The organism is Salisaeta longa DSM 21114 (assembly GCF_000419585.1).
Taxonomy (GTDB): domain Bacteria; phylum Bacteroidota; class Rhodothermia; order Rhodothermales; family Salinibacteraceae; genus Salisaeta; species Salisaeta longa.
This window is the reverse complement of the sequence record NZ_ATTH01000001.1, coordinates 912476-930768: the sequence shown is the minus strand read 5'-3', so window position 1 is coordinate 930768 and position 18293 is coordinate 912476. Positions and strand designations below refer to the sequence as shown.

17 protein-coding genes and 1 CRISPR repeat array are annotated in these 18293 nt (G+C 58.8%); of the genes, 2 read left to right on the top strand and 15 right to left on the bottom strand.

Translation table 11 applies throughout. The features are described 5' to 3' along the window. Nucleotides 1-8: 8 nt before the first annotated feature. The 10 genes from SALLO_RS15085 to SALLO_RS0103875 all read right to left on the bottom strand — a co-directional run bounded on the left by SALLO_RS15085 (nt 9) and on the right by SALLO_RS0103875 (nt 10510). Nucleotides 9-932, bottom strand: a complete 924-nt coding sequence (locus SALLO_RS15085) for an RAMP superfamily CRISPR-associated protein (RefSeq protein WP_022835013.1) — start codon at nt 930-932, stop codon at nt 9-11. 45 nt (nt 933-977) lie between these two features. After that, nucleotides 978-1838 carry a type III CRISPR-associated RAMP protein Csx7 gene (gene csx7, locus SALLO_RS0103910; protein WP_084696143.1) on the bottom strand — a complete coding sequence of 287 codons (861 nt, stop codon included), beginning with the start codon at nt 1836-1838 and terminating at the stop codon, nt 978-980. A 38-nt stretch (nt 1839-1876) separates the two neighbouring features. Beyond that, nucleotides 1877-2302, bottom strand: coding sequence for a hypothetical protein (locus tag SALLO_RS18375; protein ID WP_157621211.1), 426 nt, complete (start codon nt 2300-2302; stop codon nt 1877-1879). Nucleotides 2303-2340: 38 nt separating this feature from the next. After that, nucleotides 2341-2895, bottom strand: coding sequence for a hypothetical protein (locus SALLO_RS0103905; RefSeq protein ID WP_022835011.1), 555 nt, complete (start codon nt 2893-2895; stop codon nt 2341-2343). Between the two features lie 43 nt (nt 2896-2938). After that, nucleotides 2939-3964, bottom strand: a complete 1026-nt coding sequence (locus SALLO_RS0103900; RefSeq protein WP_169577880.1) for a type III-B CRISPR module-associated Cmr3 family protein — start codon at nt 3962-3964, stop codon at nt 2939-2941. 300 nt (nt 3965-4264) lie between these two features. Beyond that, nucleotides 4265-5089, bottom strand: a complete 825-nt coding sequence (locus SALLO_RS0103895; protein ID WP_022835009.1) for an RAMP superfamily CRISPR-associated protein — start codon at nt 5087-5089, stop codon at nt 4265-4267. A gap of 46 nt (nt 5090-5135) precedes the next feature. Then, nucleotides 5136-6773, bottom strand: a complete 1638-nt coding sequence (locus tag SALLO_RS0103890) for a Cas10/Cmr2 second palm domain-containing protein (RefSeq protein ID WP_022835008.1) — start codon at nt 6771-6773, stop codon at nt 5136-5138. 192 nt (nt 6774-6965) lie between these two features. After that, the gene (locus SALLO_RS17630; protein ID WP_157621205.1) at nt 6966-7769 is read right to left on the bottom strand and encodes a hypothetical protein; all 804 of its coding nucleotides are present in this window, start codon (nt 7767-7769) and stop codon (nt 6966-6968) included. A 55-nt stretch (nt 7770-7824) separates the two neighbouring features. After that, nucleotides 7825-9450, bottom strand: a complete 1626-nt coding sequence (locus tag SALLO_RS17625; RefSeq protein ID WP_022835006.1) for a hypothetical protein — start codon at nt 9448-9450, stop codon at nt 7825-7827. Then, nucleotides 9434-10510 carry a hypothetical protein gene (locus SALLO_RS0103875; protein WP_028566873.1) on the bottom strand — a complete coding sequence of 359 codons (1077 nt, stop codon included), beginning with the start codon at nt 10508-10510 and terminating at the stop codon, nt 9434-9436. The genes SALLO_RS17625 and SALLO_RS0103875 overlap by 17 nt, the downstream gene beginning before the upstream one ends. Before the next feature lie 986 nt (nt 10511-11496). Then, a CRISPR array of direct repeats spans nt 11497-12009; the repeat unit is 37 nt; unit sequence GTCGGAAGTCTTGCCTCCATTCCAAGAGGATTGAAAC. 183 nt (nt 12010-12192) lie between these two features. On the opposite strand from SALLO_RS0103875, the gene SALLO_RS0103870 reads away from it, so the two are divergent. Both SALLO_RS0103870 and SALLO_RS15070 read left to right on the top strand, forming a co-directional pair. Further along, nucleotides 12193-13440: a D-alanine--D-alanine ligase family protein gene (locus SALLO_RS0103870; protein WP_022835004.1), complete on the top strand. Its 1248-nt coding sequence runs from the start codon at nt 12193-12195 to the stop codon at nt 13438-13440. Nucleotides 13441-13622: 182 nt separating this feature from the next. Next, nucleotides 13623-14981 (top strand): NAD(P)/FAD-dependent oxidoreductase, encoded by a 1359-nt coding sequence (locus SALLO_RS15070; protein ID WP_022835003.1) that lies wholly within the window; start codon nt 13623-13625, stop codon nt 14979-14981. A gap of 74 nt (nt 14982-15055) precedes the next feature. Here the strand turns inward: SALLO_RS15070 and SALLO_RS0103860 are convergent, their stop codons facing one another. The 5 genes from SALLO_RS0103860 to SALLO_RS18370 all read right to left on the bottom strand — a co-directional run bounded on the left by SALLO_RS0103860 (nt 15056) and on the right by SALLO_RS18370 (nt 18227). Next, nucleotides 15056-15289, bottom strand: coding sequence for a hypothetical protein (locus SALLO_RS0103860; RefSeq protein ID WP_022835002.1), 234 nt, complete (start codon nt 15287-15289; stop codon nt 15056-15058). A 136-nt stretch (nt 15290-15425) separates the two neighbouring features. Next, the gene (locus tag SALLO_RS0103855) at nt 15426-16430 is read right to left on the bottom strand and encodes a hypothetical protein (RefSeq protein WP_022835001.1); all 1005 of its coding nucleotides are present in this window, start codon (nt 16428-16430) and stop codon (nt 15426-15428) included. A gap of 189 nt (nt 16431-16619) precedes the next feature. Next, complete coding sequence (locus tag SALLO_RS0103850; RefSeq protein ID WP_022835000.1) at nt 16620-17183, bottom strand: hypothetical protein; 564 nt, start codon at nt 17181-17183, stop codon at nt 16620-16622. A gap of 3 nt (nt 17184-17186) precedes the next feature. Then, nucleotides 17187-17705, bottom strand: a complete 519-nt coding sequence (locus tag SALLO_RS15065) for a helix-turn-helix domain-containing protein (RefSeq protein ID WP_022834999.1) — start codon at nt 17703-17705, stop codon at nt 17187-17189. A 66-nt stretch (nt 17706-17771) separates the two neighbouring features. Continuing rightward, nucleotides 17772-18227, bottom strand: coding sequence for a hypothetical protein (locus tag SALLO_RS18370; RefSeq protein WP_157621202.1), 456 nt, complete (start codon nt 18225-18227; stop codon nt 17772-17774). Nucleotides 18228-18293 lie beyond the last annotated feature (66 nt).

Genomic DNA, 18293 nt, shown 5'->3' with positions numbered 1-18293 from the left:
CCGAAGCCCTACGAGCGCCGCTCGGGGACGGAGGGTATAGCCGCTAGGTAGTCGTTAAAGGCCGGGGCTACAGCAGCCAGAAAAGCCATTTGCTCTTCCTCATCTGTCATGCGAGCGCGTGCCCGCAGCGACCCGGCCGAGCGCTGTGGCGACAGAAACGCTGGACTCTCAACACGGTCGTTTTGAACCAGGCCGTACGCTTGGCGATCTTCGTTTGTCGTCAGTGCGCCAAGGCCCAGGATGTGCGTGTCAATGCCGTCAGGGGCTCCAATGTAGTCGAGCGTAACGGCGTCAAGCGCTCCACGGATGCGCCCCAAGCCGCGCGACGTGCCCGTCCCAACGCGCAGGTTCGCCTCCATAAGGTCACGCATGAGGTAGGCCATCCAGCCCAGTTGCCATGTCTCGAAGTTTATAATCTCAAGTCGCGTTTCAAACGTCACATCTGCCGGCATGACCTCCAGGTCAAACTTCGCTGTACCCGCTACGCCGCCGCTTACACGGTCGATAGCGATACCGTCCCGTAATTCGGGTTTCACGTTGCGGTCACTCTCGATGAGGTAGGCATCTCCAATCCGGAAGCGTCCTTTCCACCGCAAACTTCCAAAAAGGCGACAGGCCGGGCACGACCCAGCGTAGTCGGAAGGGGTTTTGGTATCATCAAGCGCCCAGCTGCACCCTTCCACATTTGCCTTTTGGAAGACGCCACACACGCTTTTATCTTTCAGGGTGCGGGCAATGCGCTCGGCATGGCTTCGCAGCGTACCTTTTAGGCTGCTGCCAGGAAGAAACGGCTCGGGTTGGCCCTTGCGGCGGGTGCGCACAAACGTCATGTCGGGTCCGCTGACCACGGCATCACCGCTTTTCACAAGGATCGGCTCCTCTGTCGTGATCTTGAGATCAAACGTGCATTGGTTGACTAGTTTTTTGAGCATAGATTCAGTTGTTCTTGAATGAGAGAACGTGAGTATGAGAAGGCATTAAGACGAAGGCAGTAGGGCAACAATCCATTGATTGATGGTGTCGTTTGGATCGTCAACCTTCCTGTCAGACGTTCCGTTGTCAGCTCTAGAATTGAAATAGTTAGCCATTTTTTCAATTGAACTGAAATCGTCATCCTGAACGGCTATGTTCGACAGCTCGCAATGGCCGAGCCCACGCGTCGTTTTGCCGCCAATGGATATCCGGCCCTCTTGCAATTCCCGAATGGCCACAGCTACCAGTCCACGCTCAACAGCATCGGGGCTATCCACATCAAGCGTAAACGCGAAGGCCGTCCCCGATGGGATGACCTCGTAGTCAAACTTCACGCCATCTACAGCGCGCCCCGTATCGCGGTTGATACCTACGCCATCCCGTATTTCCACGTCCCCGTTGTAGGTCTCCTCCACTACCTCCAAGTCGCCAATACGTATCTTGCCAGCCAAGATGGGGCTGCCAAACAACGTGCAGGTGGCGCAGAGCGACGAGAAATCCTCTTCCTTTGCAGCGGTAGCGTCCTTCTTGTTTTCAATCCACCCAGGTGTGGGGCATGCCGGTGCAGTGGGGGTCCATGAAGGGCCCTTCTTACCAGGGGCATAGAGCAAGCAGCTGTTGGCTCCTGCTTTGGCAAGCGCTTCAACCTGGCACAAACGTTCTAGGTGGCTTCGGAGCGCGCCCTTGAGGCTACTTCCGGGAATGTATGGGCGGCCGTCGGCATGACGCACCACACCGGCGTCGGTTATCGATGTAGTGCCCACGCCACCGCCAACATGCAGCGCGCTGGTCATGCGCAACCGTCCAGTGATGCGAATGCGACGTGACATCTGAAGCGTCCATTCGTGACGAGGTGTGTCAGACATAAGTGGTTGGTGTTTAAGTGACGGATTGAAGCAGTGACTTAATTTTTCGATCGAAGCTGGCAGTGCGCTACGAGATGATCAACGTACGAAGCCACAACGCGCATTTTATCTGATGCCGAGAGTGTCCCTACCTCTGACTCTGCCGCTTTCGCATGTTTTTCGGCTTCTTTTATTTGCTTCATAAGTCCACCCCAGAAAGCCGCCTTTTTCTTTTTGTCGTCTCGAGCGCGGCGTTGCTTGCGTTTTTTTAGGAAGCGCCGGAACGTTTTCGGATTACCGCAGAGACTTGCGGTATTCTTTATGGCTTGAAGCTGCGACCTGCTGACAACCGGCACGCCTTCTCGGAGCGCTTCGACGGTTTCTACTGCATCAGACGCTTCTTTATGCAGCGTCCAGTCGGTGCGCGTGAGCCAGCTGTCTAGCGTTGCGTCGGGTGATGCCTGTAAAGCAGTTGGACTGGGCATGAGGCGTATGCGGTTGAGGGGAGAATAACGCGTGCACGTTACTTCGACATCTCGAAGCTCTTGGCGTAATTATAGTGGGCCACCACATGGCTGATGTACGCGCGGGTGTAGCCGACACGCAGTTGGCGGCTGATTTCCTCTTCGAGGCGCTTTATGCCATCCTTTTTCTTTTCATCTGGATGGAATAGTGGCTTGAGCAATTTCCCCTTTTTTAGGGCATCAATCACATCGTTGGTATTTGAGTCTACCGTGCTGATGACCTTTTCACTGAGCCTTTTGTAAAGGAAGGGGCCAAACGATTCGCCAAACCGAGGCAGCGGTTCACGCCAGTCGTCTCCAATACTCGTTGTGCGCCCGCATTGCGACTTGATGAAGTTCGCAATCTCACTGAACGTAGAAGCGCTAAGCGCCAAACGCTCCAGGCCATTCATCTGGGTTTTGTCAAAGATCTGTGCGGCACTTTCACCGAGTTCAGCCACGTTGTAATGCTTAGACATGTACATCGCATCACTGCGCGTTGCGATTTGTTCGTCAATGAGGCGCCGCAGATATTGGCGCGCATCGCGGTAGGTGGGCTGTTTGGAATCGGGCATGGCAAGAGGAAGTTGGCGTTGAAAGAATGCGTATGACCAGATGTTAACGAGCCGTAGCGGAACGCGCGGTGTGCTCATGAACGTCGGTGTGGAGCGGCAGGCACACGCGGGTGCGTCCGTACCCTAGGTGTCGTTGCAAGCCGATGCCATGCGTCTCGATATGCTCCAGTGCACGGAGAAGGGGCTCGTCGATATTGTGCGCACGGAAAACGAGAACGCTTCCGGCTTGCAAACCCTGTGCGCTAGCATGGGGGAAGCGGGCGAGGCCATTCCATCCGTGGACCGACACGGGGCGCGCGATTTGATGGACCGGTGCCAGCGCTTCCAAGGCTTCAGCCGCTTCCGATGCGCTGGGTTGAGCCGCTTGCAGCAGGTCCGCGCCGTCAGGCGCAAGATTGGGGCGGAGCATGGCGTCAACGAAGAGCGCGGGGGTTTCGAGTGTTAGCACGACAAGCACCCCGTCTTTCGGCTGGTGGTTGGTTCCCTCAAATGATGCCTTCCAGGCGGCATTGAAGTCCTCAATACGATCCCTGATGGCTGGCATACGGGCGGATACCGTGTCGAAGTGTTCAACCGTGCAGCGCCCAAGCCCACGGGAGCGATCGCCGCCAATGCGAAGGATCGTTCCGGGTGTTAAGGCATCGCTAAGGGTCGTTGCGTGGGCCTCGGGGATCGCCACGTGGGCTTGCATGGTCGTAGGATGCAGCGCGGGCGAATCGCCATGGTTTGTAGTCGTCTGCTCACTCAGCACCTCACGTGCATAGAGGATGCCCGACGCTGCGCCGCGCCGCCGCCGGTCGAGGCCCACATGTGCTTGCATTCGGGTGTCGCTTGCTCCTTGCTTGTGCCAGGTGTTTGCCTCCGGATTGTACCGGGTGAAGTTGCTCATAGCTTTCAGCACATGGGTGCATTCCGGATGCCGGCACTGACGGGCATCCGACAGCCCCCCGCCATCGTCATGCAGTGCAAAGTGCAGCGCCGCCACCAACACGTCCTCAACGCCATGTTGGCCATCGGCGCGGAAGCCGGGTTTGAACTTGCAACTCCGCACGGTGAGCGGCACAGGCACGACGGATGCTTCCGTAGGCGCGTGGGGAGCGATGGGGCAGAGCGCACTCGTTCTGCACCCGGTCTCTCCAAACAGTGCGTTCATCGTCGTTGCGTCTGTCTCATGCTGTTTCATCACAGCGGCAAGTGCCCCGCGAAGGGTGGCCGGCGGCACCGAGCGTTCCGTTTCATAGCGATTCGAGTTGTCTCGGCTGCTGCTTACCGTTAGGGGCGACGTTAAGGTGAGGCGAAGGCAATACGTTTTCATACTCCAGAGAACCGAGAGAGAAATAAGATGAGCAGGCGCTCCCAGACGAACGGACTATATGAGACGCGACCAGGCGAGCTGTTCGAGCGCTTCCTTGGCTAACAGGGCATCGACACCGTAAGACGGTGCTGTACCGTCGACCTTGATCGTTTCAGTTTTAATTGTACAGCGGCCATGCCCGGTGCTCGCTTCACCACCAACCTGATCAGTGGCAGCCAACGTGGCGGCGAGCAGCACCAGCTCAGCGGGCGCCCCATCTTCCCCAAGGGGATGCAGGGGAATGGAACCTTCGATGCGGGTTTCGAAAGGCATTTCGGGCCGGCTGTATTCGCTGGTGAATAGCGCACCAGACTTTGCACCCTTGCGGCGCCGGTCAACGGAAAGCCGCGTGATGACGTCGACCGTACCAAACCTGGACCGTCCCGCAGAGGCGCCATCATTCTGGCGCTCACGTAATTTCTGAAGGCTCTTTTGGAAAGCGGTGGAGACGGGATACGCGTCATCGACATGGAGACGGCTGCCCGTAAACACATTTCCAAACAGGCGACACACAATGCAAGGCGTCTCGCTCTGGCACATCTCTTCAGGGCGTGGCCCGCGGCAAGGCGTATCGAGGATAGCGTCCCCGCGCCGCTGATAGCCCAAGCGCTCCGACGGCGAAAGCCCCGGTGCATGCAAGCAGTGGTTTAACTGTTGGGTGATGCGTTCAGCAGTCATGCGAAGTGCGCCCTTGAGCGCCGATCCCGGGACATAAGGTTGCCCGTTGGCGCTGCGTGACACGGTGCGGTTGAGCAATCCCTCGGCCCGTCCGGTGCCAAGGTGCGTGGCACCGTCAAAGGCGAGCGTCAGCCCTATCGAAACGTGATGGAGATCAGACATAGGCATCGGTTAGGCGAAAGGTATGGGGGCACTGGGCGTCTGAGGACTAGAGAAGCGCGTGGATGTCAAGCACATCCAACAAAGGCGTAGCAGCCTCCAAGCACTTCTTATCGCCATTTGCGCTGTTTTCTGAAGCGCCGTCCGTCGCCGTGATCACAAACGGAGGCCGTATGCTAGTAGCGTCATCAGCGGACTCCAATAAGCGATGGAAGTCCATCCAAGCCTCAGCATGTTGGCTTGAACTGCGGCCGACGGTGTGGGTCCAGGTACGCATCGCCTCGGATGGGCTCTCGAATACGCTTTGCCGGAGCGCGTGCAGCTTGTTGTTTGGCAGGCCTGCAGACTTCCACGCATTTGCAACTGCTACAACGTCTCGTAACTCTTCCAAAGTAAACGGCCGTTTCGTCAATTGCACCGCCTCGTATGTTGCGGCGCGCTGCGGCGTAAGGGCCTGCGTCCTAATTTTGTTGATGGAGGCACTTCCCGAACCTGTGATTCGGTGAAAGTCAACTGTGCTGATTTCAGCATCGGCTTTGCTTTCGTTCTGACGCCTGTACGTTCGTTTTTTCGCTTCACGTTCCAGGTCGTGGGCCAGCGTCCGCAGGGTAGCAATGGGAACGTGGGCGTCGGCAACAACGAGCCCGGCACCCACCGACAAAAACGACCGGTCGAGCGCATCCAAGGGCGGGGCTGCAAAAACCTCGCGTGTTCGTGTCTCAATGCTTTGTATAAGCGACGAGATAACGTCGACAGCAATGGTATCGGCGGTTGCAATCAGGATGTCATCGCCGCCAAGGAATAGAATCTCCCACGGAAGCACGGCTTTTCCGTTTGCTCTGGGCTGAGGGCCGTGCTGGGCAAGCGTCTCGAACACGGATTCCTCTACAGCGCGTGCAATGCGGTCGGCCAATGCTTCATACTGCGCAAGAGATGTAAGGGACTGTACGGTTTTGCCAAGGCTGTTTCCATCTGCTTGAATGAGAGCAAGCGCATCTCCGGTTTCCGCGATGGCGTTTAAGTCATCAGGCAGGTTCGAGGCTATGTGCTTAGGCTGTACCCGGAAACCTGCGGCTGCGTCTTCGTCTTGCGTCTCCAAATACCGTTGGAAGCGCTCTAGAACGCTCGCCGATGCGTCTCCCCGGCGCACGTTGCCCCCGTACCGCCCTTTGTGGTCGCAGATGGTACAAACCAAACGCCCATCGTCTGCAATTTCAGTAGCCACAGCAGCCGGCCGTTCTCCACAGCTATCGCATGGACGCTCCATAGGACCGAGAAGGGCACCGTGCATATCAGGTGCCAGGCTTACCCCGCGATTGCGCTCCACCGCAAACGCCAGTTTCGAAAGTGCTGCTTGCACTTCTTTGGCGGTGGTGCCGGACAGCGGTATCTGCGCACCATACACATCGGCGCCAGGTGCTGCGCGGCGATAAGCATCCGTGATGGCTTGTTGTACCCGAGACGGATCGCCGCCAGGATGCACACCGATCACCACAACACCGCCCCCCTGACGCAAAATCGTTGCTTGGTCAGACAGATCCGCTATGGTTGTCGAAATGTCGACGCGCTCTGCCTTGTCGAGCAGTGCACTGGCCCCCCGCCACTCTCGGAGCCGGCTTCCATTGAAGATGTATGATTGTACACCACCAATTTCGACTTGTACAAGATGCGAAAATTGCTCGTCCATAATTGGAGCAGGATAGGGGAAGCGGTAACGAGATAGGAAAGACTACTTCCACGTGCTTTAACCCTGTGAGGCTACGGAAACACGTACAAAAGGCTATTTGGCAATAAAACCGGTAATTAATTTATGCCGTAGCATCTGGAGTGTCAAGAAAAAAATGCCCATGACCATTGCTGCGGCGTGCGTGCGCGCTCGTCAGTTGTAGGTGGCCTGCATGCCCAGCGCCTCAAACAGACGCATCCAGTACATCTTGACGGCCAGGGCGTGGTCTTTGGCAGCCAGCGGGCCGGGCAGGACGCGCACCTTCACGTTCCGAAGCACCGAGGGCTGCAGCGACAATTGCTGCTTGATGCGCTCCGCGTCGCGCGCGGCCCACCGCTGGGCTTGCGCTTTGTTTGTGGGCGGCACACGCTCAAAGTTGCGACGCTTGGCGCCGGGTACGCTCTCAAACATATCGCTGAAGTAGTACACGCGTACGGGGCCCTTCTTGGGCTGCGCTTCTTCGCTGATAACCTGCAGCGTTCCCCACAGGTCGGTCCATTGCTCAAAATTGCGGTCGGTGTATAGGGCACGGGCGTGCCGGACGGCCTGCTCCTGGGCGCGTTTGAGAAAAGACTGCACCTTGCTTTCGTACATCAGCTTGCGCGACCGCCGGTCTTGCGCAAAGGAAGACCACTTCGGGCGACGTACGGTGTTGCGCATGTCCCACCGCCCCACCTTGCTGGTCGTCTTGGCGTGCACAGGAAAGATGCTGATGCGGTCGCGGGGCTCGGTAAGCCGCTTTTTGATCACGGCCCGAAGCGAGTCGCGATAAACGCTGGGCAATGTGGAGACGTTACCGGCGCTTGCGCTTGCGTCCACAAACACCAGCACCTGCTGAACGCCGGGGGTAGACACGTCGATGTGCTCTGGATCGGGGGTGCCGTTGCAGGCCCCCGCAACGAAAAGCATGGCGGCAAGACAGATGAGCGTGCGCATGCGAGACAAAAAACGAGGCATGGTCATCGCTTGGGGAAAGAGAACGTACGGAGTAAAACGGGAGAACCGGACGACCCTATGGGCGGTGGTTGGCGATGGCATCGCGCAGCGCCAGGAAGGGGCGTCGCTTGTTTGTGGTGCGGTTCTGGTCCATGGCCGCGGGTTTGTTGTCTGCGGCTGCATCGTCATCATCGCCGTCCGCAGGTTCCGGGGCCGCCGGATCGTTGGGCGCGAGCGGCGGATCGGTGGCGCTGCCGTCGCCCGCGATGCGGCTCGACGTTACATGCTCTGTGGCGGTGTCGTCGGGGCTCGATGTCTCAAACATGCCGTTTGCCAGGGCATACCCGTTGCGATAGGCGTCGATGCCGGCATTGCTGCGTGCAAGGGCGCGGGCGGCGCGCAGGCGCTCGGCCTCGCGCCGCAGGTCTTTTAAGGACGCCTGCACTTCGTCGAGCGGGGGAAGGGCCTCTAGGGCGGCTTGGGCGCCGGTGATCTCGGTTGTGAGATGCCGCATCTTGTCTTTCAGGGCGTCGCGTGCGGCCTTTGCCGTCTGGAGCTTTTCCTGATGCTGCCGATGGGCCTTTTTCTGCTTACGTTGCATCCACAAAGGACGCAACGATCGGTGGTACCAGTCGCGCCCGTGATGTAGGCCAATGCCCAAACACACGGCCCCAGCGGCGGCAAAGAGTACGCCCGAAAGCACAAACGACAGAAAGCCCCACCAGCTACCGGCAATGCTCTCCTGCAACTGCGACACCTGTTGGCCAATGGCTGTTGCAGCCTCCACGTTGCCCTGCTGTACGACACTCTGCTGCTCGCTTTGCAAGCGGCGAATCGTCTGGTTGGTTTCGAACGCAAAGGCGCGGAAGCCGCCAAGCACGCCGAGCGTTACCGCCGCCGCCAACGCGCCGCCCACAATGACACGGCGGAAGACGGTCGTTCGCCCCTCCCAGTAGGGCTTTTCCACGAGCCGGTCGTAGGCGGGCTTCATGAGCACCGCCAGCATCGCCAAGCCCACGGCAAAGATCCACGGCTCTACCTCGCCCTGTAGGCGCAGCGCCCGCGACACAACCTCCCGCGACATGATTACGTCGCCCGCGATAAAGACGAGTCCGGCGATGCTATACAGCAGCGCATACGCGATGGACCCCCGCCGGGGCGCGTGTTCGCGCGCTTCGGGCGCGGGGTCGTGCGGCGCGGTGGCCTCCACCTTTTCTTGCAGCGCGGCGGCGCGGGCCTCGGCGGCTTCCAGGTCGTCGGTTACGTACGCCAGCTCGTCGGTGGCACGGGCAATGGCCTCGCGCTTCGACCGGTGCGTGTCGCGGTAGGTCTCTAGCGTGGCGCGTCGCTCGCGCAGTGCGTTGAGCGCTCCGGTCAACCGCTGCTCTTCCTCCGAGAGGGTCACCAGCCGCTCAAACGGCGCGCGCTCCACCTGCTCCAGTCCGTCCACAAAGCCGTGTGCAAAAGGCCGCTCGGGGTTCGGCTCGTCCTTTGTACGTAGCGTGTAGGTGTAACCGAGCAACTCGTTGGGGGCGCGTCGCGACCGGTGCGTAAGCGGCGCAGGGTCTTCGGCAGTGGCCGGCCCCGAATCATCGCCTGCTGCGGGCGCCGGCGTCTCCTTGTCGGCGGCCTCCGGCGAGGCATCGGCGGGGGCGTTGCGGCCAACCCAGTCGTTCCACTGGTTCCTAATCCATTCTCGCATTTGTGGGGTTGGGGCTGGTGCGTAGGATCTGATCGGCGGTGCGCGCGCTGAGGATGCCGGCCTCGATGGCCTGGCGCGCTAGGGCGTATTCGCTGCGGAGGGTGGCGATGCATGCGTCGCGCTCTGCGGCTACCGTTGCGGGGGTGCGCAGCCGGGCCTTTTCCTCCTGCAGCCAGGCGTCCTGATCCTGCAACGGGCCGAGCGTTTGCTCGCGGAGCTGGCGGCGGCGCTTGCGGGCCTGCCGGCGCGCCCACCACACGCGCACGTCGTGCCACAGCACCCGGCGGAGCAGCGACAGCCGCGGCAACAGGCTGAGGAGCAGCTGTCCGCCAAACAGGAATGCGAAGGCAAGAAATACAAACACGCTGATGCTCTTTAGCGCGCCAAGGGGTTCGTACGTCCATACGCTCACGAACAACGCTGCTGCTACGGGCAACCCAAACGTTGCCAATTGGGTCTTCCAGGGCTCGGGGGCATCCGATGGGGCCTGATGCGCGGCACGGTTGGTGTACATCCACGAGGTGGGCTGAAAAGCTACAAAGAAGCCTACCCCGCCTACGCTTGCGGTTACCCACCAGGCCCTGGCAAATAAGGGAGCCAGCAGCGTGTGCACAAAGACGAGGGTTGCGCCGCACAGCGCGAGCGTGAGCACGGCTCCCACCACGTAACGCAACAAGGTATGACGCCCCACCCCGTCGGGGCAGTCTACAGCGGGAATGGACGGCGCCTCGATCTGGCGGTCGAGCGTGGCAAGCTGTTCGGTGACGTCGGCTATCTGCTCCTCAATCCGCGCATGGCGGGCTTCAAGCTGGGCATGCCCCCGGCGCACGGCTTCTTCGTGCTGCGCAAAGTACGACCGGATGACGTCAATTTTGTGCGCCAGCTCTTCGCTCATGCCGGCGAGCCCAAGCAACACGCCCTCGTCGCGGAGCAGACCTTCGTTCTCAATCCATCGAATCGGTCGCACGTCGCTGGAGGCTGTTGCGGACGTGCCGGAGACGGAGGGCTCGTCTGCTGGCACGGAGTTGTCGGTGGATGGGCGAGGAGCATCGGTAGGCATGCATGCAACGGGGAAGTGCGCGTGAAGATGAATGCAATACGGAAAATACTACGGCGCGTCTTGGGTGATGTTTTCGTGCCTGAGGCCCCCACACGCAAGCGGCTGGCAGAAGATGGGCCCCCTCGAATTCAAGGGGGCTGTCCTGAATTCGGCGAACGGTGCCAACTAGGGGGGCGGCTTTTCGCAGACCCCGCGATGACACATTGCTTTTTGTTCCTCTGATGCGTTGCGCGTGCAGATGGCCGAACCGGTCCGAACGGCCATTTGAACCATCAACGCTCCGTTTTTCATCAACCGCTGTTTTCATTGCGAGCGAACGCGGTGAGCGTGGGGGCCGTTAGGTCACGCCGTAGGTGCAATCTCCGCAACAAAGCGTTTCTGCCTGTACACGGAGATCGCCACGTCACTCCCTCTGGTCGTTCCTCGCGATGACAAGGAGGGGGTTGCTGCTTTGGTGCGTTGCGCGTGCAGATGGGCAGACCACCCTGAACAACCATCTGAACCATCGACGCCTTGTTTTTGACATCAACCACTGTTGTCATTGCGAGGAGCCGAAGGCGACGTGGGGGCCCTTGGGTCATGCTTGAAAGCGCAATCTCCCCAGCCGGGCAATCTCCGCAGCCGGGCAACCCTCTGCGCCCGTCAGCCCACCGCACAGAAAAAGCGGGCCGCGGCGCTTGACATTCTCCAGCCGCTTATATACCATGCTTTTGCGTGTCGTTGAAATCAGTGCTATGCCATTGAATTCAACGTGCGTTGCAGACCTAAAATGTCCGCTCAAGGCGGGGGGTCTGCGGCACACGCGCAAGGTGTTCTTTTACATAGGGTTGCGCAAAATGCCTTCACGATGGCTTCACTAAAAGCCATGAAGCAAGCGCATGTTAGCACAGGGTCTGCGGAAATGACGCCTCCGTGCTACGACCAACGGCCTGCAGCGGCCGCAACCGCTGCCTTTCGCACCGGTATTCACCTCTCTTTCAGGTACCGTCGGAAGTCTTGCCTCCATTCCAAGAGGATTGAAACAATCATAACAAAAAAAACAAGGAAAGAAAGAAGAACTATTTAGTCGGAAGTCTTGCCTCCATTCCAAGAGGATTGAAACCGACCGACTCTGCTGAGATACCTCGACCGCTTGTCCTCGCGGTCGAGTCGGAAGTCTTGCCTCCATTCCAAGAGGATTGAAACTGTTGTGTACTCCCTGCGATCATTTGTCCGGTCTGGGTGGTCGGAAGTCTTGCCTCCATTCCAAGAGGATTGAAACCTTAATCCTTATGAGTCACCCAACCCCTGTCAACATCCGCAAGTCGGAAGTCTTGCCTCCATTCCAAGAGGATTGAAACGGCCGAACTGGCGCGCGCTCCGCCGTTCTTTCGCGACGGCCTCGTCGGAAGTCTTGCCTCCATTCCAAGAGGATTGAAACTCAACCTTCGGCAGCAGAAGCTTTTTCAAGCTCCACATCAAAGTCGGAAGTCTTGCCTCCATTCCAAGAGGATTGTCCTTGGCGCGTCGTCCCTGTGCCTGAGCGCTACCCTATGTCCATCGCCGTGACAAGACGGCGCGGCGCCCACCCGCGGCCCACATCCTGGGGCGGCCGGTTGCGGTTTACGTACCGCTTACAGAACGCATCCGCCGTCAGGTAATATGAGAGGCCCGTCGTTTGCTCTCATCAACCAGTTGCTGCTGTGGATTCCTCACCAACCCGCGTGGGCGTTGTGCTGGGCGGGGTGGCGCCCGAGCACGAAGTCTCCGTCATCTCTGCGCTCCAGGCGGCGCACGCGCTCGATCGTGACCGCTACGCCCCCCTCCCGCTCTACATTGCCAAAGACGGCACCTGGTACACGGGCGATGCGCTGCTCGATGTGGCCACCTACCGCGATCAGGCGCGCCTGCGCGACGGGGCCACGCCGCTGGTGGTGCAGCCGGACGGCCACGGGCGCCTCGTGCTGTGGGAACGCCCCGATGCGGTGCCCGCCTGGCGCGCGGCCCGCCGGTTTACCGTCGACGTAATGCTGCTGGGGTTGCACGGCGGCGCGGGCGAGGACGGCGGGCTGCAGGGCCTCTGCGAGACGTTCAACGTGCCGTACACCGGCAGCGGCGTGCTGGGCTCGGCGGTGGGCATGGACAAGGTGCTGTCGAAGAAGCTGTGCCGCACAGCCGGCGTTCCGGTCGTCGACTTTGTGAGCCTGCGCGAGGACGACTGGGCATATCAGGAGGAGGCGCGGCTCGACGAGTGCGCGGCGGCGCTTGGCTATCCGGTCATCGTGAAGCCGGCCCGCTGCGGCTCGTCCATTGGCATTGCGAAGGCAACCACCCGCGAGGCGCTCGATGCGGCCATTGAGGATGCCTTTCGCTACGACGACAAGGTCATCGTGGAGCGGGCCGTTACGGCGCTGCGCGAGATCAACTGCGCGGTGCTGGGCGATCAGCACGAGGTGACGACGAGCGTGCTGGAGGAGCCGGTCGCTTCGGAGGATGCGGCGGTGCTCTCGTTCAAGGACAAGTACATGCGGGAGCAGAACGGATCAGACAAAGCGGGCGGCGCGAAGCAGGGGCCGGCCGCGGAAGGCATGGCGGCGCTCGATCGCATCATCCCGGCAGAGCTTTCGGCCGAGCGAACGAAGGAAATTCAGGACATGGCGCAAACTGTGTTTCAGTTGTTCGAGTGTGCCGGCGTGGCCCGCATCGACTTCATGATTGATGAGGCCACCGACGCGCTCTACTTCAACGAGATCAACACCATTCCGGGCTCCTTCTCGTTTTACTTGTGGGAGCCCTCGGGCGTGCCGTTTGATGAGCTGGTGCATCGCATGATCGAGATTGCGCAGCGGCGGCACCGCGAGCGCAACGGACGGGTGCGCACGTACGATGTCAACCTGCTGGCTGCGCGCGACCTCGGGGGGCTCAAGGGATCAAAGACGCAACGCGAATAATCTGCTCATGTAAATGTCAGGTGCCCGTTGCGGGTGTTTGGACGAGCGGCCCATCCGCCACGAACGAAGAAGAGCAATCAGTTGTAATAATAGGGGCAAGGAGGTGACGTAAAGGGTCTTTTGCGAGGGGCACACGTTAGGGTATTGAGCAAAAAGCTAATCTCACCACACCCTAGGCTGCTATGTCTGCTCGCATTACACCGATTCGTGCGGACGCATCCGTACGCCCCGATGCTCCGCACGTTGTTGTTGTTGGGGCGGGCTTTGCTGGGCTTGAGGCCGCGAAGGCCCTCATGGATGCCCCGGTGCAGGTGACCGTGGTGGACAAGAACAACTATCATACGTTTCAGCCGCTGCTGTACGAAGTAGCCATGGCCGGCCTGGAGCCCGACGACATCGCGCAGAACGTCCGCAGCGTGCTGCAAGGGGCCGACAACGTGCGGTTTCGGATGGCCGCTGTGGAGCAGATCGACACGTCGGCCGACACGGTCGCGCTGTCGACCGGCGATCGCCTGGCGTACGATTATCTTGTGCTTGCAGGGGGTGCGGTGTCCAACGACTTTGGCGTGCCGGGGGTGGCCGACCACGCGTTTCCGTTGAAAGAGGTGACGGGTGCGGTGCGCCTGCGCAACCATGTGTTGCGGCAGTTTGAGGCGTACGACCAAGATCCGGAGCGGGCGCCGGAGGGGCAGCTCACGTTTACCATTGTGGGCGGCGGGCCGACGGGCGTGGAGATGGCGGGGGCGCTGGTGGAGCTGTTCGACACGCTCAACCGCGATTTTACGGCGTTTGACACCCGCGACGTGGCCCGCTGCGTGCTCGTGGAGATGTCGGATCGGCTGCTGGGCGGTTACGATGAAGAGATTCAGGCGTACACGGCGCAGGTGCTGCGCTCGCGCGGCGTTGAGGTGCGCACCGGCGCGACTGTTGAGGAGGTGACGTCCACAGCCGTCCGCTTTGCCGACGGGCCGACGCTGCCAAGTCGCACGGTGGTGTGGGGGGCCGGGGTAAAGGCCAACCCGCTGGCCGAGCAAATCGACGCGGAGCGCGCGGGCGGCGGGCGCTTGGTCGTGTCCCAGGATTTGCGCGTGCCGGGCCTGCCACGTGTGTTTGCGGTGGGCGATGTGGCGGCAATCGCGGACGGAGACGACTACCTGCCGCAGCTCGCGCAGGTGGCCATCCAGTCCGGCCGGCATGCAGCGGCAGAGGTGCGTCGTCACGTGCTGGGCGTCGATCCGGAGCCGTTTGCATACACCGATCTGGGGCAGATGGCCACCATTGGGCGCAACGCGGCCGTGGCGGAGTTCCCGACCGGCCATACCATGAAGGGGGCGTTTGCCTGGCTCGTGTGGGTGTTCATTCACATTGCCAAGCTGGTGGGCTTCCGCAATCGCCTCAGCGCGCTTGTGAACTGGGCGTACAATTACTTCACGTACAGCCGCAGCGCGCGCCTCATCCTGGACGTCAACGATCCGTCCGGTGCGGCACAGCAAGAGCCCCGCGAAGAAGATCCCCAACCGCTGCGTGAGGTGGTCGGATAGGCTGCGGCCCTCGCGCTGCTGTTCACACGGGGGGCGCTGATGGTTCGAACGGCTGTTCGGGCTGCTACCCGCAGCTACGTTCCCACGATGTGCTCCTCAATATCACGCTCCAGTAGCCGGTAGAACTCCGCCTGCGCCTCTTGCTTTCCGTCCAGCATTCGCAAGAACGCCTGTTCTGTGTCGAACGTGTGTGTGGTATATCCTGCCGTTTCATCGTCGCGCGGTTCCGTCTGTTCTTGCTGTGAGCGCTCCGGGGTTTGCTTGTCAGACATAGGATTCATCGTCGGCGAGGTGTTGATCGGCTTCATAGAAAAACAAGGAGAGAATCCAGCCCATCATAAGCGGTGAGAGGAGCAGGAAGGAAGAGAGCAGGCGGAACCTGGAGAACTACATAGCACGTGCTTGCTGGTTGATGATACGGTGATGAGACGCGTTCGGAAACCGCTATTCCCACGACATCTCTCTTAGTTGCTCCGCAATGGTCTCTGTGTCGGGAAGCGGCTCGTTCTCTTCCACGTCGAGATAGTCACGCAGGGAGAAATACTGCGGCCCCATCATGCCGTAAGAAGAGGCTTTCTTAAAGTTCGTGGGGTGGAAGGTGTCCACGAGAAGGAATTCACAGTCGGTGTCGAGGCTGTATCCATGTTTCTTTCCTGCTTCGATTGCCCCTCGGATCCGCTGTTCTTCATCCGCGGAGAGGCTCTCGCCGTTCTGGAGGATCAACTCGCCGTCCACAAGATCGGTCTCGACTGTCTTCGCCAACTTCCCAATTCCACGAATGCTCCTTTTGTAGTAGATCCCGATGTACTGGTGCGACTGATACCCACGTGAACTGGGGTGGTAGTACAGATCGTACTCAAAGTTGTCCTTATGCGACGTCCCACACGGGACGGCACGCATGAGGTCATCTGTAGGAAGGAGATTTTCTCCCGAGCAGAAATTGCGGTAGTCTCCGACAAGTTGAAAAAGGTGCTCTTCATGATCGCCGATCAGTTTGCCAGATCCAATGAGGACATCAATGACCTGCTTGAACGTCACGGCTTCGAATTGGATGGACTTGTCATACTCAGCAATCTGCTCTGCAGCCGCCTTTACCTTAGTAGCCGGTACTTCAGGGAGGAGCAACATCAAAATGCCCTGCCGAGCGTCGTTAAGCGCCTTCGCATGACGCATCAGTTGGTCGATTCTGAAGCTGTCAGAGCGCTTGGTTTCGATGACAATCTTGAAACTGGATTGCGTGAGCGCGCCATCGGGAATGCTGTCGGTCTCAGCAGATTGCTGTTCCATCTGAACCCCAACGTCAATGGTCGCCCCATCAACGAGGGCTTCCAAAAGCCGTTCAAGGCGACTGGGACTGTCGCTATAGATTTGTGCAAAAAGCCGCAACGTGTTGTTGGTGATGACGTTTTCACGCTGCGAGTAGCGCTGAAAGTAATGGATGTTGCTCATGGGTGCGGTCGTCTTTTGTGATCAGAAAAAGAAGAGGTCTCTCCACGCTTGTCACCCCATAGAGTCGGTACACGCATCAGCGTCTGCGATGCCCAATCGCACCCTGATTAAAGCTCTCTAGTGGCTGAAAATCCAGGTCGTGCTTTTCAAAGAAGTCTTCCGTCAATGCGTCTCGAAGTTTCAATCTGCTCATGGGTTGGGAGCAGGAAGCGGTCCTTCTACATCGTGTGTTTTTTCCCACTCTACAACCTCTCGTAGATTAATTCCAGGGAGCAGCAAGAATGGGTATCGATGCGATGTTGTTTGACGCTGAATAATACGCCTCAGACCCCCGTACAGCATGGAAGCACCGTTCACTCGGATAATGTCCAGCACGCGACCCCTCTCCTCCTCTTCTGTCGCTGGAGGGACATTGTTGGCGGAAAATCGTCCCAGTGTAACCGTTTCAATCTGGTATGGCATCGTCTCTTGAATGGCCTTGGATACCGTGTTAATCCCTACGTACAGGAAGATATCGAACTGCTCGGTGCCCCCTTTGGGCTCCGAACGAGAGAGACGCTCCGTCGAAAGGTCAATCTGGACGATGTTTTTTTCTTCAGACGTTTCGGGAGGAAAGTCTGGAGAGACCCGTTGACCGCGAACGTAAAATGTTGGCTTCAGCGTACCTCCCTCTTCTGACGGTTGGTAGGCGGGATTCGCTGAGAAATGAGATTCGACAAGGTCGAAGCTCTGCATCTGAACGGGGGAGATCATCGCTTAAATCGTTTCTTGCTCTTGCAGCGTTGCGTAGGTGTCAAAGGGAATGTGCTCAGCTGCTTCAATGGACGGCGGCTGGACACGTCCGGCGGATCGTACTTCCGTCTGGATGAACTCGCGCATTCGGTTGCGCACATGCGACGAACGCCGCCGCGTCACGGGCCACCATCCCGCTCCGTTCTTTTCGCTACAGACAAACGACTTCACTTCGTCGGTCTGGTCTTCCATCTCCTCTTTTGGCACGAACTTCAGTACGGGAACCGCCAAGTCGAGTGCTTTTGCCATTTTTGCAATAGATAGCAGCGTTGGATTCTCGCTGTTGAGCAGACGACTTACCGTAGGAGGTTTTACTCCCATGGCTTCTGCCAGATCTTCCTGCGTCCATCCATACTCTTCAAGACGGCGCCCGATCTGATATCGAACCAGATCCATCAAGTCTGAGGCAATGTCTTCGGGCGTTTCCTCCAAATCCTCGAATAGCTCTTCGATGTCGCCGGGCATCGGGTCAACATTGGCCATGTCGTGGTTGCTTTGTGTATCCACAATAGTATAATTTTCTGTTTTCTAGATTATAGTAGAGGCGTATTATTTTGACTCAAAGTAATTTCTCATGGTGGATTTTGCTTCTCTGATAAAACGACGCTGCTTTGATTCGGAGGGCTTCTTAAATGCGTCCAAAATAATCCAACACGGCTTGGTGAATGTGCTAACTTGATCGTCCTTAAACATCAAAAGACGATGCCCTTTTGGCTTCAATTCCCAGAGGTCATCTCCAACATCCCGAAGATGCCTGGGTTCTTTGTTATAGTATGATTCGCCGACTCTGGCAATCATCGTTAGCATCTTCAGGATACGTTTTTTCAGTTGCTTGTTTGAACGCACTTTTTTGCTTCGAAGGTGCTCATGGTACGGACAGGACCAAGACGCATCATCTCCATGGGCCCGTGAGCGAAGCGCTACAATCACGCGCTCATGATGGCGGCTCCTCTTCTCTTTGGGGAGCGCATGAACAAGACTGAACTCACGGGTGCTTTGTGACATGTCGCCCGGATATTAGTGTATATGCTAATCAATTGCAAGTTTCTAACCGAAGATGAAGGAACTGCG

Bases quoted from the DNA above. Each gene is read 5' to 3' on its own strand.
- SALLO_RS15085 (WP_022835013.1), bottom strand. From the start codon at position 932: ATGCTCAAAAAACTAGTCAACCAATGCACGTTTGATCTCAAGATCACG.
- csx7 (WP_084696143.1), bottom strand. From the start codon at position 1,838: ATGTCTGACACACCTCGTCACGAATGGACGCTTCAGATGTCACGTCGC.
- SALLO_RS18375 (WP_157621211.1), bottom strand. From the start codon at position 2,302: ATGCCCAGTCCAACTGCTTTACAGGCATCACCCGACGCAACGCTAGAC.
- SALLO_RS0103905 (WP_022835011.1), bottom strand. From the start codon at position 2,895: ATGCCCGATTCCAAACAGCCCACCTACCGCGATGCGCGCCAATATCTG.
- SALLO_RS0103895 (WP_022835009.1), bottom strand. From the start codon at position 5,089: ATGTCTGATCTCCATCACGTTTCGATAGGGCTGACGCTCGCCTTTGAC.
- SALLO_RS0103890 (WP_022835008.1), bottom strand. From the start codon at position 6,773: ATGGACGAGCAATTTTCGCATCTTGTACAAGTCGAAATTGGTGGTGTA.
- SALLO_RS17630 (WP_157621205.1), bottom strand. From the start codon at position 7,769: ATGCCTCGTTTTTTGTCTCGCATGCGCACGCTCATCTGTCTTGCCGCC.
- SALLO_RS17625 (WP_022835006.1), bottom strand. From the start codon at position 9,450: ATGCGAGAATGGATTAGGAACCAGTGGAACGACTGGGTTGGCCGCAAC.
- SALLO_RS0103875 (WP_028566873.1), bottom strand. From the start codon at position 10,510: ATGCCTACCGATGCTCCTCGCCCATCCACCGACAACTCCGTGCCAGCA.
- SALLO_RS15070 (WP_022835003.1), top strand. From the start codon at position 13,623: ATGTCTGCTCGCATTACACCGATTCGTGCGGACGCATCCGTACGCCCC.
- SALLO_RS0103860 (WP_022835002.1), bottom strand. From the start codon at position 15,289: ATGAAGCCGATCAACACCTCGCCGACGATGAATCCTATGTCTGACAAG.
- SALLO_RS0103855 (WP_022835001.1), bottom strand. From the start codon at position 16,430: ATGAGCAACATCCATTACTTTCAGCGCTACTCGCAGCGTGAAAACGTC.
- SALLO_RS0103850 (WP_022835000.1), bottom strand. From the start codon at position 17,183: ATGATCTCCCCCGTTCAGATGCAGAGCTTCGACCTTGTCGAATCTCAT.
- SALLO_RS15065 (WP_022834999.1), bottom strand. From the start codon at position 17,705: ATGGCCAATGTTGACCCGATGCCCGGCGACATCGAAGAGCTATTCGAG.
- SALLO_RS18370 (WP_157621202.1), bottom strand. From the start codon at position 18,227: ATGTCACAAAGCACCCGTGAGTTCAGTCTTGTTCATGCGCTCCCCAAA.